This window comes from Streptomyces sp. NRRL B-1347 (genome assembly GCF_000720325.1).
GTDB lineage: Bacteria > Actinomycetota > Actinomycetes > Streptomycetales > Streptomycetaceae > Streptomyces.
The window spans coordinates 106,409-121,713 of the sequence record NZ_JOJM01000014.1; the positions used below are offsets into that span (position 1 = coordinate 106,409).

18 protein-coding genes and 5 tRNA genes are annotated in these 15,305 nt (G+C 70.7%); 6 read left to right on the forward strand and 17 right to left on the reverse strand.

Annotated features, from left to right (window positions below):
- Window positions 1-135: 135 nt before the first annotated feature.
- Window positions 136-369, forward strand: coding sequence for an Lrp/AsnC family transcriptional regulator (locus tag IG74_RS0115235; protein ID WP_016642988.1), 234 nt, complete (start codon window positions 136-138; stop codon window positions 367-369).
- Between the two features lie 20 nt (window positions 370-389).
- A complete protein-coding gene (locus IG74_RS0115240) occupies window positions 390-875 on the forward strand; it encodes a DUF3515 domain-containing protein (protein WP_030676046.1) in 486 nt (161 codons plus the stop codon).
- Between the two features lie 98 nt (window positions 876-973).
- Here IG74_RS0115240 and IG74_RS0115245 read toward each other — a convergent pair whose 3' ends face one another.
- From IG74_RS0115245 to IG74_RS0115255, 3 genes are all read right to left on the reverse strand, one after another.
- The gene (locus tag IG74_RS0115245; RefSeq protein ID WP_030676050.1) at window positions 974-2,119 is read right to left on the reverse strand and encodes a D-alanine--D-alanine ligase family protein; all 1,146 of its coding nucleotides are present in this window, start codon (window positions 2,117-2,119) and stop codon (window positions 974-976) included.
- An 82-nt stretch (window positions 2,120-2,201) separates the two neighbouring features.
- Window positions 2,202-3,212 carry an NAD(P)H-dependent glycerol-3-phosphate dehydrogenase gene (locus IG74_RS0115250; protein WP_030676053.1) on the reverse strand — a complete coding sequence of 337 codons (1,011 nt, stop codon included), beginning with the start codon at window positions 3,210-3,212 and terminating at the stop codon, window positions 2,202-2,204.
- The gene (locus IG74_RS0115255) at window positions 3,209-4,018 is read right to left on the reverse strand and encodes a lysophospholipid acyltransferase family protein (RefSeq protein ID WP_037825450.1); all 810 of its coding nucleotides are present in this window, start codon (window positions 4,016-4,018) and stop codon (window positions 3,209-3,211) included. Before IG74_RS0115255 ends, IG74_RS0115250 begins: the two co-directional genes overlap by 4 nt.
- 208 nt (window positions 4,019-4,226) lie before the next feature.
- Here IG74_RS0115255 and cofC point away from each other — a divergent pair, with 208 nt between their 5' ends.
- A complete protein-coding gene (gene cofC, locus IG74_RS0115260; RefSeq protein WP_030676058.1) occupies window positions 4,227-4,862 on the forward strand; it encodes a 2-phospho-L-lactate guanylyltransferase in 636 nt (211 codons plus the stop codon).
- 14 nt (window positions 4,863-4,876) lie between these two features.
- Window positions 4,877-5,080: a hypothetical protein gene (locus IG74_RS0115265; RefSeq protein ID WP_030676060.1), complete on the forward strand. Its 204-nt coding sequence runs from the start codon at window positions 4,877-4,879 to the stop codon at window positions 5,078-5,080.
- Window positions 5,081-5,186: 106 nt separating this feature from the next.
- On the opposite strand, the gene IG74_RS0115270 is transcribed toward IG74_RS0115265, so the two are convergent.
- From IG74_RS0115270 to leuC, 4 genes are all read right to left on the reverse strand, one after another.
- Window positions 5,187-5,888 carry an HU family DNA-binding protein gene (locus IG74_RS0115270; protein ID WP_030676062.1) on the reverse strand — a complete coding sequence of 234 codons (702 nt, stop codon included), beginning with the start codon at window positions 5,886-5,888 and terminating at the stop codon, window positions 5,187-5,189.
- 172 nt (window positions 5,889-6,060) lie between these two features.
- Entirely contained in the window at window positions 6,061-6,297 is a 237-nt protein-coding gene (locus tag IG74_RS0115275) for a hypothetical protein (RefSeq protein WP_030676064.1), read from the reverse strand.
- A 269-nt stretch (window positions 6,298-6,566) separates the two neighbouring features.
- Window positions 6,567-7,160 carry a 3-isopropylmalate dehydratase small subunit gene (gene leuD / locus IG74_RS0115280; RefSeq protein WP_030676066.1) on the reverse strand — a complete coding sequence of 198 codons (594 nt, stop codon included), beginning with the start codon at window positions 7,158-7,160 and terminating at the stop codon, window positions 6,567-6,569.
- A gap of 6 nt (window positions 7,161-7,166) precedes the next feature.
- The gene (gene leuC, locus IG74_RS0115285; protein WP_030676068.1) at window positions 7,167-8,591 is read right to left on the reverse strand and encodes a 3-isopropylmalate dehydratase large subunit; all 1,425 of its coding nucleotides are present in this window, start codon (window positions 8,589-8,591) and stop codon (window positions 7,167-7,169) included.
- Window positions 8,592-8,778: 187 nt separating this feature from the next.
- Here leuC and ndgR point away from each other — a divergent pair, with 187 nt between their 5' ends.
- Window positions 8,779-9,495, forward strand: a complete 717-nt coding sequence (ndgR, locus tag IG74_RS0115290; protein ID WP_030676071.1) for an IclR family transcriptional regulator NdgR — start codon at window positions 8,779-8,781, stop codon at window positions 9,493-9,495.
- Between the two features lie 237 nt (window positions 9,496-9,732).
- On the opposite strand, the gene IG74_RS0115295 is transcribed toward ndgR, so the two are convergent.
- On the reverse strand, window positions 9,733-10,287 hold the full coding sequence (locus tag IG74_RS0115295; RefSeq protein WP_030676074.1) for a DUF4188 domain-containing protein: 555 nt from the start codon (window positions 10,285-10,287) through the stop codon (window positions 9,733-9,735).
- A 95-nt stretch (window positions 10,288-10,382) separates the two neighbouring features.
- Between IG74_RS0115295 and IG74_RS0115300 the strand changes: the two genes are divergently transcribed.
- A complete protein-coding gene (locus IG74_RS0115300) occupies window positions 10,383-11,027 on the forward strand; it encodes a MerR family transcriptional regulator (protein WP_030676077.1) in 645 nt (214 codons plus the stop codon).
- Window positions 11,028-11,173: 146 nt separating this feature from the next.
- Here IG74_RS0115300 and IG74_RS0115305 read toward each other — a convergent pair.
- The 9 genes from IG74_RS0115305 to IG74_RS0115345 form a co-directional block, all read right to left on the reverse strand.
- Window positions 11,174-11,246, reverse strand: a tRNA-Glu gene (locus IG74_RS0115305).
- A gap of 22 nt (window positions 11,247-11,268) precedes the next feature.
- Window positions 11,269-11,340 (reverse strand) — tRNA-Gln (locus IG74_RS0115310).
- Window positions 11,341-11,364: 24 nt separating this feature from the next.
- Window positions 11,365-11,437: transfer RNA gene (locus IG74_RS0115315), tRNA-Glu, on the reverse strand.
- A 62-nt stretch (window positions 11,438-11,499) separates the two neighbouring features.
- Window positions 11,500-11,572, reverse strand: a tRNA-Glu gene (locus IG74_RS0115320).
- Window positions 11,573-11,593: 21 nt separating this feature from the next.
- A tRNA-Gln gene (locus IG74_RS0115325) sits at window positions 11,594-11,665 on the reverse strand.
- Between the two features lie 87 nt (window positions 11,666-11,752).
- On the reverse strand, window positions 11,753-12,514 hold the full coding sequence (locus IG74_RS0115330; RefSeq protein WP_051854916.1) for an HAD family hydrolase: 762 nt from the start codon (window positions 12,512-12,514) through the stop codon (window positions 11,753-11,755).
- Window positions 12,515-12,631: 117 nt separating this feature from the next.
- A complete protein-coding gene (gltX, locus tag IG74_RS0115335) occupies window positions 12,632-14,119 on the reverse strand; it encodes a glutamate--tRNA ligase (protein ID WP_078868794.1) in 1,488 nt (495 codons plus the stop codon).
- A complete protein-coding gene (locus IG74_RS0115340) occupies window positions 14,112-14,888 on the reverse strand; it encodes a fumarylacetoacetate hydrolase family protein (RefSeq protein WP_030676087.1) in 777 nt (258 codons plus the stop codon). Before IG74_RS0115340 ends, gltX begins: the two co-directional genes overlap by 8 nt.
- Before the next feature lie 148 nt (window positions 14,889-15,036).
- On the reverse strand, window positions 15,037-15,216 hold the full coding sequence (locus tag IG74_RS0115345) for a hypothetical protein (protein WP_030676090.1): 180 nt from the start codon (window positions 15,214-15,216) through the stop codon (window positions 15,037-15,039).
- Between the last annotated feature and the right edge of the window lie 89 nt (window positions 15,217-15,305).

Here is a 15,305-nt window from a genome sequence, read left to right on the forward strand (position 1 = left end):
GACCGTCAACCTCTGTTGTCCGTCCGCCGTGATGTGCGCGGCGCGGCTCCCCCGGGTCTCCCCGTGACGAGCGGCGACGCGGTACCGTGGCGTCCCTTCTCCCCACATGATCCTCGTGGCCGCCCTGGAGGTTCCGTGGTACAGGCGTACATCCTGATCCAGACCGAGGTCGGCAAGGCGTCGACCGTCGCCGAGCTGATCGGCAAGATCCCGGGAGTGATCCAGGCCGAGGACGTGACCGGTCCCTACGATGTCATCGTGCGCGCCCAGGCGGACACGGTGGACGAACTCGGCCGCATGGTGGTCGCCAAGGTCCAGCAAGTGGACGGCATCACCCGCACCCTGACCTGCCCCGTAGTGCACTTGTAGCCCCCGTCTACCCTTGGCCGGTGAACGTTTCCCGCCGGCTCCGCTCCCCGATCGGGCTGCCCGCCCTCGCACTGCTGATCGCATGCGCGGGCTGCTCCTCAACGGACGACAGGAGGACGGTCGCGGTTCCCTCGCCGGGCACCGGCGTCACCGAGCTGTGCCGGAACCTGGCCGAGCGACTGCCGCGCGAGGTGAACGGTCTCGGACGGCGTGACCCGAAACCCGCGTCGCCGCTCACCGCGGGGTGGGGGGACCCGGCGATCATACTGCGCTGCGGCGTGGCGCGACCGGCGAAGATGAACGACCCCGAAGCCGACGGCGTGACCGTGAACGGCGTGGGCTGGCTGCTGGAGAAGCGGACGGACGGCTCGTTCCGCTTCACCACGACGCTGCGCAAGGCCTACGTCGAGGTGAGCATCCCCGAGCAGCGGACGGGGGACGGCGTGGGCCCGCTCACGGACTTCGCCGCCCCCGTCAAGAAGACGATCCCCGAGGGAATCGCGTAACGATACAGGAGCGCCCCGAAGGGGCGCGGGGAACTGCGCGACCAGCCACAAACGGCCCGCAGTCGCCCCGAGAGGCAAACCGCCCCCCACGCCGCGCGCTAGCGCAGCCCTGTGGAGCGCCGCAGCGCCGCCTGGATCAAACGGTCCACGAGCTCCTCGTAGGAGACGCCGCTCTTCTCCCACATCTGCGGGTACATGGAGATCGGCGTGAAGCCGGGCATCGTGTTGATCTCGTTGATCACGAACCGGCCGTCGTCGGTGAGGAAGAAGTCGGCGCGCACCAGGCCCTCGCAGGAGGTGGCCTCGAAGGCCTCGACCGCGAGCCGCTGGACCTCGGCGGTCTCCTCGGGCGTCAGCGGGGCGGGCACGATGCCGGGCGTCGAGTCGATGTACTTCGCCTCGAAGTCGTAGTAGTCGTGCGCCTGCACCGGCGGGATCTCGGCGGGGACGCTGGCCCGCGGGCCGTCCTCGAACTCCAGGACGCCGCACTCGATCTCGCGGCCGCGGAGCAGCGCCTCCACGATGATCTTCGGGTCGTGGCGCTGGGCCTCCGCGATCGCCTCGTCGAGACCTTCGAAGGAGTCGACCTTGGTGATGCCGATCGAGGACCCCGCGCGCGCGGGCTTGATGAACAGGGGCCAGCCGTGCTCGCCCGCGAACTCCGCGATCCGCGCCCGTGCGCCCTTCTCGTCGCTCTCCCACTCGCGCGGCCGGACCACCAGGTACGGGCCGACGGGGAGGCCGAAGGAGGTGAAGACGCGCTTCATGTACTCCTTGTCCTGGCCGACGGCGGAGGCGAGCACGCCCGCGCCCACGTACGGCACGCCGGACAGTTCGAGGAGGCCCTGGAGGGTGCCGTCCTCGCCGTACGGGCCGTGCAGCACCGGGAAGACCACGTCGACCTCGCCGAGCGCCTTGGGCACCGCGCCGGGCTCGCTGTAGACGACCTCGCGGTTGCCCGGGTCGACGGGCAGGACGACGCCGCCGTCGGCGGACTCGGCGAGCTCGGTGACGTTCGGGACCTTGCGGTCGGCGATGGCCATCCGGTCGGGGTCGTCCGCGGTCAGCGCCCAGCGCCCGTCCGTCGTGATGCCGATCGGCAGCACGTCGTACTTGGTCCGGTCGATGGCACGCAGTACGGCACCGGCGGTGACGACGGAGATGCCGTGCTCCGAGCTGCGGCCGCCGAACACGACGGCCACACGCGGCTTGCGGGGGCTCTGGGGGAGGTTCTCGCTGCTCATATCGCGTTGAGCGTACCCGCTGGCCCCAGCGGAGTCAGTGTGCCGCCGGTGAGCTGCGGGTCAGCGGGGCGGGCCGGGTGCCTCAGTGGCGCTCCGACTTCGCGCTGCGCGCCATCAGCTCCTTGAGGGCGACCATCGGCGGCGTGCCCTCGTGCACGATGCCCACGACGGTCTCCGTGATGGGCATGTCGATGCCGTGCCTGCGGGCCAGGTCGAGCACGGACTCGCAGGACTTGACGCCCTCGGCGGTCTGCTTGGTGACCGCGATGGTCTCCTCCAGGGTCATGCCCTTGCCGAGGTTGGTGCCGAAGGTGTGGTTGCGCGACAGCGGCGAGGAGCAGGTGGCGACCAGGTCGCCGAGGCCCGCGAGCCCGGCGAAGGTCAGTGGGTCGGCGCCCATCGCGACGCCGAGCCGGGTGGTCTCGGCGAGGCCGCGCGTGATGAGCGAGCCCTTGGTGTTGTCGCCGAGCCCCATGCCGTCGGCGATGCCCACGGCGAGGCCGATGACGTTCTTCACGGCGCCGCCGAGCTCGCAGCCGACCACGTCGGTGTTCGTGTACGGCCGGAAGTACGGGGTGTGGCAGGCGGCCTGGAGCCGCTGGGCCACGGCTTCGTCGCGGCATGCGACGACGGACGCGGCGGGCTGCCGGGCGGCGATCTCCCGGGCGAGGTTGGGCCCGGTGACGACCGCGACGCGCTCGGCGGCGGCCTTGGTGACGTCCTCGATGACCTCGCTCATCCGCATGGCGGAGCCGAGTTCGACGCCCTTCATCAGGGAGACGAGGACGGTGTCGGGCGCGAGCAGCGGCGCCCAGGCGGCGAGGTTGGCGCGCAGCGTCTGCGAGGGCACCGCGAGCACCGTGAAGTCGGCGCCGTCGGCGGCCTCCGCGGGGTCGGTGGTGGCGCGCAGGTTCCGCGGCAGTTCGACGCCGGGGAGGTAGTCCGGGTTCGTACGGGTGGAGTTGACCGCGTCGGCGAGTGAGGCGCGGCGGCCCCACAGCGTGACGTCGCAGCCCGCGTCGGCGAGGACCATGCCGAAGGCCGTCCCCCACGAGCCGGTGCCGAAGACGGCGGCCTTCAGGGATCGGGTCACTTGCTCTCCTCCGCGCTGCCCTGCTGTGAACTGCCCTGCTCCGTAAGGCCGCTGGGGCCCTGCGCCGCGTCGGCCTCCCGGGCCTTGCGGCGCTGCGCGATCCGGGCCTCGCGCGGGTCGTAACGCTTCTGCGGGGCCTTCTCGCCGCGCAGTTCCTCAAGGAGCGCGGTGATGTCCGCCATGATGGCCTCCGTGGCGTCCTTCAGGAGCTCGGGGGTCATCTCCTTGTCGTAGAAGCGCTCCAGGTCGACCGGCTCGCCGACCAGGACCCGGTGCGTCTTGCGCGGCAGCAGCTGAGGCTTCTTCGCGTACGGCGGCAGGACGTGGTTGGCGCCCCACTGGGCGATGGGGACGACCGGGCGCTTCGTCTGCAGGGCCACGCGCGCGACGCCCGTCTTGCCCGTCATGGGCCACAGGTCCGGGTCGCGGGTGAGGGTGCCCTCGGGGTAGAAGGCGACGCATTCGCCGCGCTCGACGGCGTCGATCGCGGCCCGGAAAGCGCTGAGCGCGTTGGTGGTCTCGCGGTAGACCGGGATCTGCCCCGTGCCGCGCATGACCGCCCCGACGAACCCCTTCTTGAAGAGGCCGTGCTTGGCGAGGAAACGCGGGACCCGCCCGGTGTTGTACTGAAAGTGGGCGTAGACCAACGGGTCCAGATGTGAATTGTGGTTCACGGCGGTGATAAAACCGCCGTCGGCCGGGATGTTCTGCATTCCCCGCCAGTCCCGCTTGAACAGAACCAGCAGCGGCGGTTTACAGATCACGGCCGCCAGGCGGTACCAGAAGCCGATTCTGCGGCGGGACACTCGGACACCTTCCTCCATGAGCCTGGTCGGCCGCACAAGTGTCGCTCCAGGCTGCCGTCCTGTCGAGAACACCGTACGCCCACCCGTCCGCGGCCACCGCCTCCGCGCCGCCGCGGCACCGCGCTGACCGGCCATTTCGTGGACCCCGGTCCCTGGTGCCGCGCTTTCGGCAGGCCACAATGGGCCCGACGCGAAGGACGGAGCGCCCGTGCACTGGACCCTGGTGATACCGCTCAAACCCCTGGCGCGGGCCAAGAGCAGACTCACTCCCGCCGCGGGCGAGGGGCTGCGGCCCGCGCTCGCGCTCGCCTTCGCCAAGGACACGGTGACGGCCGCGCTCGCCAGTGCCGCGGTAAGGGATGTGGTGGTCGTCACTGATGACGTCCGGGCGGGCCGCGAACTGGCCGCGCTCGGCGCCCGCATCGCCCCCGACACCCCGGGAAAGGGCCTCAACGCCGCCCTCGAACACGGTACGGCGGTGGCCCGCGCGGCCCGGCCCGAAGCGCCCGTGGCGGCCCTGAACGCGGATCTGCCCGCCCTGCGCCCCGCCGAATTGACCCGCGCCCTCGACCGCGCCGCCGCATTTCCCCGCGCGTTTGTCCCCGATGCCGCGGGAATCGGCACGACGCTCCTGTCCGGATCCCCCGGAACGGAATTGCGGCCCCTTTTCGGCCCGGATTCCCGGGCCCGGCACACGGCGTCGGGGGCCGCGGAACTGGCGCTCGCCGACGTGGCTTCCCTGCGCCAGGACGTGGACACCGGCGGCGATCTGCGGGCCGCGCTCGCCCTCGGCGTGGGCCCGCACACGGCCGCGGCGGCGGCCGGGCTGCTCATCCCGGACTGAGTACGCTTCTGCTCATGCAGGCGACCGCGTACACGTACGACTCCGACACCCGCACCGGCAGCGTGCTGCTCGACGACGGCACTCCGGTGCCCTTCGACGCCCCGGCGTTCGACGCCGGCGGTCTGCGGCTGCTGCGTCCGGGGCAGCGGGTGCGGATCGAGGTGACCGGCGAGGGCGAGGCCCGCCGGATCACACTGGTCACGCTCCAGACGTTCTGAGCCGCGGCCCGGGACGTCCCGATTCGTATACGTTCACCACTGCGCACGCGCCGCGGGCCGGGCTCCCCTGGGGGAGCCCGGCCCGGCGCGTGAGTACCCAGTGCCCTCAGCGCTTGCGGGCAGTGGTCTTCTTGGCGGTGGTCTTGCGCGCCGTGGACTTCTTGGCGGGCGCCTTCTTGGCCGTGGCCTTCTTGGCGGGGGCCTTCTTCGCCGCGGCCTTCTTGGCGGTGGTGGCCTTCTTGGCCGGGGCCGCCTTCTTGGCCGTGGTGGCGGCCTTCTTCGCCGGCGCGGCCTTCTTGGCCGTGGCCGCCTTCTTGGCGGTGGTGGCCTTCTTCGCCGTGGCCTTCTTCGCCGTGGAGGCCTTCTTCGCCGCCGTGGCCTTCTTGGCGGTCGTGGTCTTCTTCGCCGTGGCCTTCTTCGCCGTGGTGGCCTTCTTGGCGGCGGCCTTCTTGACCGTCGTACGGGTGGAAGTGCCACCCGAGAGGCTGCCCTTCGGCGCCTTCTTGACCGCGACGTCGTTCTTCGGGAGCTTCTTCGAGCCGCTCACCAGGTCCTTGAAGCCCTGGCCTGCGCGGAAGCGCGGCACCGAGGTCTTCTTGACCCGCACGCGCTCCCCGGTCTGCGGGTTGCGGGCGTACCGGGCCGGGCGGTCGACCTTCTCGAACGAGCCGAAGCCGGTGACCGAAACCCGGTCGCCGCCGACGACGGCACGGACGATGGCGTCCAGAACCGCGTCCACGGCGTCAGCGGCCTGCTGACGGCCGCCGAGCTTGTCGGCAATCGCTTCTACGAGCTGCGCCTTGTTCACGTCTTCCCCTTCGGAGACATTGCCTGAAGCGAATGCGCCAGGCTTTTTCGCACGTTAGGCAGATATATACCGCAAATCAAACACGAAACGGGCTAATCACCCTTGTGCCGCAACGTTCTGGACTCTCGAGGAGTTCCTCGAAGGCCCGTTGAGGCCCGTTGAGGCTCGACGCTCAGTCGCCCTCGGGGATTCGGCCCTCGTCGCCCTCGTCGAGGTACGCCATCAATCGCTCCAGACGCCTTGCCGCATCGGCGAGATCGTGTTTGGCCGCGGCCGTAATGACCAGCAGCTTCCGGGTCAGCGCCATCCGTACGCCCTCCGGGACTTGCAGTGCGCGCACTCGGGAGTGCGCTTCCTTCAGCCGGTCCGCGACGAGTCCGTAGAGCTCGAGTTGGTCGTCGCGTCCCATGCACCGATTGTGCCATCTGGGGCGAGTTGTCGCCTCCGCAGGGGGTAACTACCCCCGCTCAGCGCCTTCCTGAGGATACTCGCACCCACTGTGTGCAAGGGGATTTCCAGCCTCTTCTTCCCTACGGTTCAAGGCAGTTGAGACCACCCGTTCAGGTCATCGGGGGTCAAAGGGGACCTGGAAGAGGCCGGACACGGATGTACCCCCAACCGTCCACGATTGGGGGTACATCGGGTGGGTCGCGGCCCGCGCGGCCGCCGGCGAGGGGGTCAGGCCCGCGCGGTGCTCGGCTTGTGGGCGGGGCGGAGGACCTCGTAGGCCGCGATGTCCGCCTCGTTCTGGAGCGTGATGCTGATGTCGTCCAGGCCGTTGAGCAGCCGCCAGCGGGCGTTCTCGTCGAGCTCGAAGTCCGCCGTGACTCCCTGGGCGCGGACTTGGCGATCCCGCAGGTCAACGGTGATCTCGGCCTGCGGATCGGCCTCCGTCAGGGCCCACAGGGCGTCCACGGTCTCCTGCTCCAGGACCACGGTGAGCAGCCCGTTCTTGAGCGAGTTGCCCCGGAAGATGTCGGCGAAGCGGGAGGAGATGACGGTCTTGAAGCCGTAGTTCTGGAGCGCCCAGACGGCGTGCTCGCGCGAGGAGCCGGTGCCGAAGTCGGGGCCCGCGACCAGGACGGTGGCTCCCTGGCGCTCCGGCCGGTTGAGGACGAAGTCGTCGCTCTTGCGCCAGGCCTCGAAGAGCCCGTCCTCGAAGCCGTCGCGGGTGACCTTCTTCAGCCAGTGCGCGGGGATGATCTGGTCGGTGTCCACATTGCTGCGGCGCAGCGGGACGGCCCGGCCGGTGTGTGCGGTGAAGGCTTCCATGGCTGATCAGACTCCGGCGGTCGCGGGGGCGTCGGTGAGGTCGGCGGGCGCGGCCAGACGGCCGGTCACCGCGGTGGCGGCGGCCACCTGGGGCGACACCAGGTGGGTGCGGCCGCCCTTGCCCTGCCTGCCCTCGAAGTTGCGGTTGGAGGTGGAGGCGGAGCGCTCGCCGGGCGCGAGCTGGTCGGGGTTCATGCCCAGGCACATCGAGCAGCCCGCGTGCCGCCATTCGGCGCCGGCCGCGGTGAACACCTTGTCCAGACCCTCCTCGACGGCCTGGAGGGCGACCCGCACCGAGCCGGGCACGACCAGCATCCGTACGCCGTCGGCGACTTTGCGCCCCTCGATCACGGCGGCCGCCGAGCGCAGGTCCTCGATGCGGCCGTTGGTGCAGGAGCCTACGAAGACGGTGTCGACCTTGATGTCGCGCAGCCGCTGCCCCGCGCTCAACCCCATGTACTCCAGGGCCTTTTCGGCCGCGAGGCGCTCCGAAGCGTCCTCGTACGAAGCCGGGTCGGGGACGCTCGCGGACAGGGGCAGGCCCTGGCCCGGGTTGGTGCCCCAGGTGACGAACGGCGACAGGGAGGCGGCGTCGATGTAGACCTCGGCGTCGAAGACGGCGTCGTCGTCGGTCCGCAGCGTCTTCCAGTACGCCACGGCGGCGTCCCAGTCCTCGCCCTGCGGGGCGTGGTCGCGGCCCTGGATGTAGGCGAAGGTCGTCTCGTCCGGGGCGATCATCCCGGCGCGGGCGCCCGCCTCGATGGACATGTTGCAGATGGTCATGCGGGCTTCCATCGACAGCTTCTCGATGGCCGGGCCGCGGTACTCGATGACGTAGCCCTGGCCGCCGCCGGTGCCGATCTTCGCGATGATGGCGAGGATGAGGTCCTTGGCCGTGACGCCGTCGGGCAGTTCGCCGTCGATGGTGATGGCCATGGTCTTGGGGCGCGCCATCGGCAGGGTCTGGGTGGCGAGCACGTGCTCGACCTGGGAGGTGCCGATGCCGAACGCGAGGGCGCCGAACGCGCCGTGCGTGGAGGTGTGGGAGTCGCCGCAGACCACGGTCGTGCCCGGCTGGGTCAGGCCCAGCTGCGGCCCCACCACGTGGACGACGCCCTGCTCGACGTCGCCCAGCGGGTGCAGGCGCACGCCGAACTCGGCGCAGTTCTTGCGCAGCGTCTCCAGCTGGGCGCGCGAGACCGGGTCCGCGATGGGCTTGTCGATGTCGAGGGTGGGGGTGTTGTGGTCCTCGGTCGCGATGGTCAGATCGAGCCGCCGCACCTCGCGGCCCGCCTGCCGGAGGCCGTCGAACGCCTGCGGGCTGGTCACCTCGTGCAGCAGGTGCAGATCGATGAAGAGGAGGTCGGGCTCGCCTTCGGCGCGCCGGACGACGTGGTCGTCCCAGACCTTCTCCGCGAGTGTCCTACCCATCGCTTTCCCTCCGACCGGCGTCGCGCACCGGCCCAACTAGAGAATGAGTCCGCGGACGCCGGCCCCCTCATCACGCATGCCGGACGTCCGTCGCGTATCCGTTGGTCGGCGGATCGCTCCTCCAGGGTGGCGGGTTCCTGGGAATTTTGAACTTGCGTTTCACAGAGTGAGACGCGAGTATCGTTTCATGGACAACTCTAGCGGCGTAGGCGTTCTGGACAAGGCGGCCCTTGTCCTGAGCGCCCTGGAGTCCGGTCCGGCCACCCTCGCGGGTCTGGTCGCGGCCACCGGGCTCGCACGACCCACGGCGCACCGGCTCGCCGTGGCCTTGGAACACCACCGGATGGTGGCGCGGGACATGCAGGGCAGGTTCATCCTCGGCCCGCGCCTGGCCGAGCTGGCCGCGGCGGCGGGCGAGGACCGGCTGCTCGCCACGGCGGGCCCGGTGCTCACGCATCTGCGCGACGTCACGGGCGAGAGCGCCCAGCTGTACCGCCGCCAGGGCGACATGCGCATCTGCGTGGCGGCGGCCGAGCGCCTCTCCGGCCTCAGGGACACCGTCCCGGTCGGCTCGACGCTCACCATGAAGGCGGGCTCGTCCGCGCAGATCCTGATGGCCTGGGAGGAGCCGGAGCGGCTGCACCGGGGCCTGCAGGGCGCGCGGTTCACGGCGACGGCCCTGTCCGGGGTGCGCCGCAGGGGCTGGGCCCAGTCGATCGGCGAGCGGGAGCCGGGCGTCGCCTCGGTGTCCGCGCCGGTGCGCGGCCCGTCGAACCGCGTGGTGGCCGCGGTCTCCGTCTCGGGGCCGATCGAGCGCCTGACCCGCCACCCGGGCCGCATGCACGCCCAGGCCGTCATCGACGCGGCCGGCCGCCTCTCCGAGGCCCTGCGCCGACCCAACTGAGCCGCGCCGGACCGTCACGGGCGACGGACGGCACGCACCACAGCACCACGCACGCCCCGCACCACGAAAGGGAGCGGGCCCGCCTCAACGCCGCGGCGGGCCCGCTCCCTTTTCGGTTCGAGGACGGCTTTCGGTTCCAGGACGACCTTGAGCTCCAGGACGGCCTTCAGTTCCAGGTCGGCCTTCAGCTCCAGGAAGGCTTCCGGGCTCCGGGACTTCCCCGCTCCGAAACGCCCTTCAGGACGACGCCCCCGGGACCTCCGCCTCGGCCGCCGCCGCGGCCGCGTCCGCGCGGCCCGACCGGTACGCGAGGCGGTCCTTCGCCCGCCGCCCGCGCCGCTCCACCGGCACCTGTCCGTGCGCCGCCGCGAGGCCGAAGGCGGGCATGTCCATATAGATCGCCTCGTACGCCCCCTCCGGCACGACGTACGCCTCGTGCCACAGGCCCACGTGCTGACGCACCTTCCCCGCCCGCTCCTTGCGGTTGGCGATCGCCCATGCCTTGTGGTGGAACATCTCCGGCGAGTGCGCGTACGCGTACAGCTTCTCCTTCGACTCCCAGTACTGGACGACGTAGTACGTCCGGGGCGACGCGGTGAGCAGGACGTGCCGCAGCAGCCCGCGGCTCTTGTCCCGGCCCAGCTCGCGCAGCATGCGGACCATCGCGAGGAACACCGGCACCCAGTGGTGCACGGCCCAGAAGCGGTTGACGCGCATGCCGATCAGGAGCACGACCACCTCTCCCTCGGCGTCGGCGGTGGTGCGTCCCGCGATGACGGACCTGCCCGGCATGACTTCCTCCTGACGCACGACGACTCATTGGCGAGCGGCACTATCCGACCGGCTCATGCTTGGATAGTTCCACTACCCGATGGGAGGCGCAAGGGATGCGGCTGGCCGAGTTGAGCGAGCGCAGCGGTGTGTCCACCGCGACGATCAAGTACTACCTGCGCGAGGGCCTGTTGCCGCCCGGCCGTCAGGTCAACGCGACGACGGCCGAGTACGACGACGGCCATCTGCGCAGGCTGCGTCTGGTGCGGGCGCTCATCCAGGTGGGCCGGGTGCCGGTGGCGACCGCCAGGGAGGTGCTCGGGCACGTCGACGACGAGTCGCTCGGGCGCACGATCCGCATGGGGGCGGCCCTGTGGGCGCTGCCACAGGGCCCGGAGCCGGACGAGGCCGACCCCGCCGTGGCCGGCGCGCGCGCCGAGGTGGACCTGCTGCTCCAGCGCCTGGGCTGGGAGACCTCACGGGAGCTGGCCGAGCTCTCTCCCGTGCACCGCTCCCTGGTCGCGGCGGTGGCGACGCTGAACCGGCTCGGCTACGGCTGGGACGCCGAACGCATGGCGCCGTACGCGGAGTTGATGCACGCGACGGCGAAGCTGGATCTCGACTTCCTGGAGACGCACGCCTCGGAGGCGGAGCGGGTCGAGACGGCGGTGGCGGCGGCGGTCCTGTGCGAGCCGGTGCTGCGCGCGCTGCACCGGCTTGCGCAGGAGGAGGAGTCGGCGCGGCGGTACGGCATCGAGTAGGCGGGGCGGGCGACGCCCGGCGTTCGCCGCCGGGCTTCCGCGAGCGGCCGCTGTGAGCCGTCTCTCCCGGCTCGGCTCGCGGTCCGGCGCACGTGGCCCGGGAACGCCGAAGGGCCTCCACCGTGGTGGAGGCCCTTCGGTCTCTGTACCCCCGACCGGATTCGAACCGGCGCTACCGCCTTGAGAGGGCGGCGTGCTAGGCCGCTACACAACGGGGGCTAGCTGGTACTGCCGTACTGCGCTGGGCTACCAGGACTCGAACCTAGAACAAAGGAACCAGAAACCTTCGTGTTGCCAATTACACCATAGCCCATGGGTGGTCTAGACCAGACCACAGTACCCCCGACCGGATTCGAACCGGCGCTACCGCCTTGAGAGGGCGGCGTGCTAGGCCGCTACACAACGGGGGCCCTAGCGATCCTGCATCGAGGTCAGGGGGAGCTACCCTCACTGTCCTCGCGGGAAGGATCTGTACCCCCGACCGGATTCGAACCGGCGCTACTGCCTTGAGAGGGCAGCGTGCTAGGCCGCTACACAACGGGGGCTTTGCAGATGAGCTCTGCGAGCTGGCCTACCTGGACTCGAACCAAGACTAACTGAACCAGAATCAGTCGTGCTGCCAATTACACCATAGGCCACTGGAACGCAACCCCCGGGAGGGGTTCTGTTCCTGTTGCGCTTTCCTGCCGGACCTTTCGGCCCTCTCGGGCGGCGCAGGAAGAACATTACCCGAAGGTGGACGGCGCTCCAAAACGGGTATCCGAGCGCAGCAGCGCGGGGAGCTCCGTGAGGCTCGTGATGCGGTGGATGCCCGACGGGCCGTCCCCCCGCCCGCCGTTGCGGTCCAGCCAGATGCCGAGCAGGCCCGCGTCCCGGGCGCCGCGCGCGTCGATCTCCGGTTCGTCGCCGACGTACGCGATCTCCCCCGGGGCCAGGGCGAGGGCCTCGCACACCGCCTGGAAGGCCTCCGGGGCGGGTTTGGCGACGCCCAGGTCGGCGGCGCACAGGACGGTCTCGAAGCGGTCGCGCAGGCCCAGCGTGCTGAGCTTGTACTCCTGCACGGAGAGCGCCGAGTTGGAAAGGACCGCGTGGCGGTAGTCCCGGGCGAGGGCGTCCAGGGTGGGCACGGTGTCCGGGAAGAGGGCCCAGGCGGCCTCGTAGTGGCCCAGGTAGCGGCCGAACCAGGCGTCGGCCTCCGCGTCGTCGAGGGCGGCGCCGAGGAACTCGCGCACGCGGTCCCTGCGCTGCGCGTAGTACTCCACCTCGCCGGCGCCGAAGCGGGCCCAGTGCCGGTCCGTGACCTCGCGCCACAGGGCCAGGGCGCGATCGGCGCTGTCGTACCGGGCGAGGAGGCCCTCGGCGGCGAGGTGGGCCCGCATGCCCGCGAGATCGGCGGAGGCGTAGTCGAAGAGGGTGTCGTCGACGTCCCAGACGACGGCCTTGACGGGTCCTGCGGCGCGCTGCGGCCCGAGGGCGTTGATCGGCATGTTCCGAACGTACGCGAAAGGGCCCGGGAGCCGTGATGGCTTCCGGGCCCTTTCACAGGGACCGTACGGGCCGTGCGCGCGGGGCGGTGTGCGCCGCACGCGCGCCGGTGCGCCGCGTTACGCGGCCAGCTTCGCGAGGGCCGCGTCGATGCGCGCCAGGGCGCGGTCCTTGCCCAGGATCTGCAGGGACTCGAAGAGGGGCAGGCCGACCGTGCGCCCGGTGACGGCGACGCGGACAGGGGCCTGGGCCTTGCCGAGCTTGAGGCCGTGCGCCTCGCCCGCGGCCAGGACGGCCTCCTTGAGGGCCTCGGGGGACGACCAGTCGGCCGCCTCCAGCTTGGCGCGGGCGGTGGTGAGGAGCGCGTCGGAGCCCTCCTTCATGGCCTTGGTCCAGGAGGCCTCGTCGAAGACCGGCTCCGGCAGGAACAGGAAGTCGACGTTGTCCGTGATCTCGGAGAGGACCTTGAGGCGGGTCTGGGCGTGCGGCGCGATGGCCTCCCAGACCGCCGCGTCGAAGTCCTCCGGGGCCCACGGGGCGTGCGGGGCGCGCAGCCACGGCTCGCAGGCCGCGGCGAACGCCTTCACGTCCAGCATGCGGATGTGGTCGGCGTTGATGGCCTCGGCCTTCTTCAGGTCGAAGCGGGCCGGGTTGGAGTTCACGTCCGCGAGGTCGAACTTCGCGACCATCTCGTCGATCGTGAAGACGTCCTGGTCGGCGGAGAAGGACCAGCCGAGCAGCGAGAGGTAGTTGAGCAGGCCCTCGGGCAGGAAGCCGCGCTCGCGGTAGAGGTTCAGGCTCGCCTGCGGGTCGCGCTTGGAGAGCTTCTTGTTGCCCTCGCCCATGACGTACGGCAGGTGACCGAACTGCGGGGTCGTCTTGGCGATGCCCAGCTCGATCAGCGCCTTGTAGAGCGCGATCTGGCGCGGGGTGGAGGAGAGCAGGTCCTCGCCGCGCAGGACGTGGGTGATCTCCATCAGGGCGTCGTCGACCGGGTTCACCAGCGTGTACAGCGGGGCGCCGTTGGCACGGACGATGCCGTAGTCGGTGACGTTCTCGGCCTGGACGGTGATCTCGCCGCGGACCAGGTCGGTGAAGGTGGTGGCCTCGTCCGGCATCCGGAAGCGGACGATGTGGCTGCGGCCCTCGGCCTCGTACGCCTGCTTCTGCGCGTCGGTGAGGTCGCGGCACGTGCCGTCGTAGCCGGACGGCTTGCCGGCGGCGCGGGCGGCCTCGCGGCGGGCGTCGAGCTCCTCGGTGGTGCAGTAGCAGGGGTAGGCGTGGCCCGCGTCGATCAGCTTGGCGGCGACGTCCTGGTAGATGTCCATGCGCTGCGACTGGCGGTACGGCGCGTGCGGGCCGCCGACCTCGGGGCCCTCGTCCCAGTCGAAGCCCAGCCAGCGCATGGAGTCCAGGAGCTGCTCGTACGACTCCTCGGAGTCGCGGGCGGCGTCCGTGTCCTCGATGCGGAAGACCAGGGTGCCCTCGTTGTGCCGGGCGTAGGCCCAGTTGAACAGGGCGGTGCGGACCAGGCCCACGTGCGGGTTGCCGGTCGGGGAGGGACAGAAACGTACCCGGACGGTGTCGCCGGGAGTCGCGTTAGCCACGCTTGATCACCTTGTTGGTGAGAGTGCCGATGCCTTCGATGGTGACGGCGACCTCGTCGCCGACGTTGAGGGGGCCAACCCCCTCGGGGGTGCCGGTGAGGATGACGTCGCCGGGCAGCAGCGTCATGGCCTCGGAGATGTTGACGACCAGGTCCTCGATGGAGTGCACCATCTCGGAGGTGCGGCCGAGCTGGCGCTGCTGGCCGTTGACCGTGCACTGGATCGTCAGGTCGCTCGGGTCGAGCTCCGTCTCCACCCAGGGGCCGAGCGGGCAGGACGTGTCGAAGCCCTTGGCCCGGGCCCACTGCTTCTCGCGCTTCTGCACGTCGCGGGCGGTGACGTCGTTGGCACAGGTGTAGCCGAAGATGACGTCCTTCACGCGCTCGCGCGGGACCTCGCGGCACATGCGGCCGATGACGACGGCGAGCTCCGCCTCGTGGTGCAGGTCCTCGGAGAAGGAGGGGTACTGGATCGCGTCGCCGGAGCCGATCATCGAGGTGGCCGGCTTGAAGAAGGCGAACGGGGCGTCCGGCACCTCGTGGCCCAGCTCCTTGGCGTGCGCCGCGTAGTTCCGCCCGAAGGCCACGATCTTGTGGCCGATGACCGGGGCGAGGAGCCTGACCTTGCTCAGCGGGACCTTGACGCCGCTCAGCTCGAAGTCGGCGTACGGGCTGCCCTTGATGATGTCGACGACGAGCTCGTCCGGCTTGTCGCCCTCGACCGCGCCGAAGGCGACGTTGCCGTCGATGGAGAACCTGGCGATACGCACGTGAGCGGTGCCCTTTGCAGCTGCGGGGTGGTCTGGTCCTGCCAGTCTATGGGGCTCCGCCCCTCTGCCCCTTTTCCGCCGCTTCTTTCGCCTTCTTCAGGCGCGCTTCCTAGCGTGGCCGCGGCGGTGCCCTACGGCGCTGCGGGCGCTACGGCGCTACGGGCGCTTCCATGAGGATGGTGCGCTTCGGGTTGGCCGTCTGGGTGGGGAGGTCCACGGAGTGCTCCGGCTGCTCGGGGGCCGTCTGCAGGGCTTCGGCGTCCTCGAGGTGCGCGAGGGTGGTGCGGCGCGGGTTGGCTATGTTGCGGAACATCATCGTGGACTTCATCTGCTGTTCTGGCCCTAACGATCGGGGCGCCGCCGAGTGGGCGCCGGTTGTCGGATTCCCCATCCCTGTAAAGCGTCAGGCTAAACATG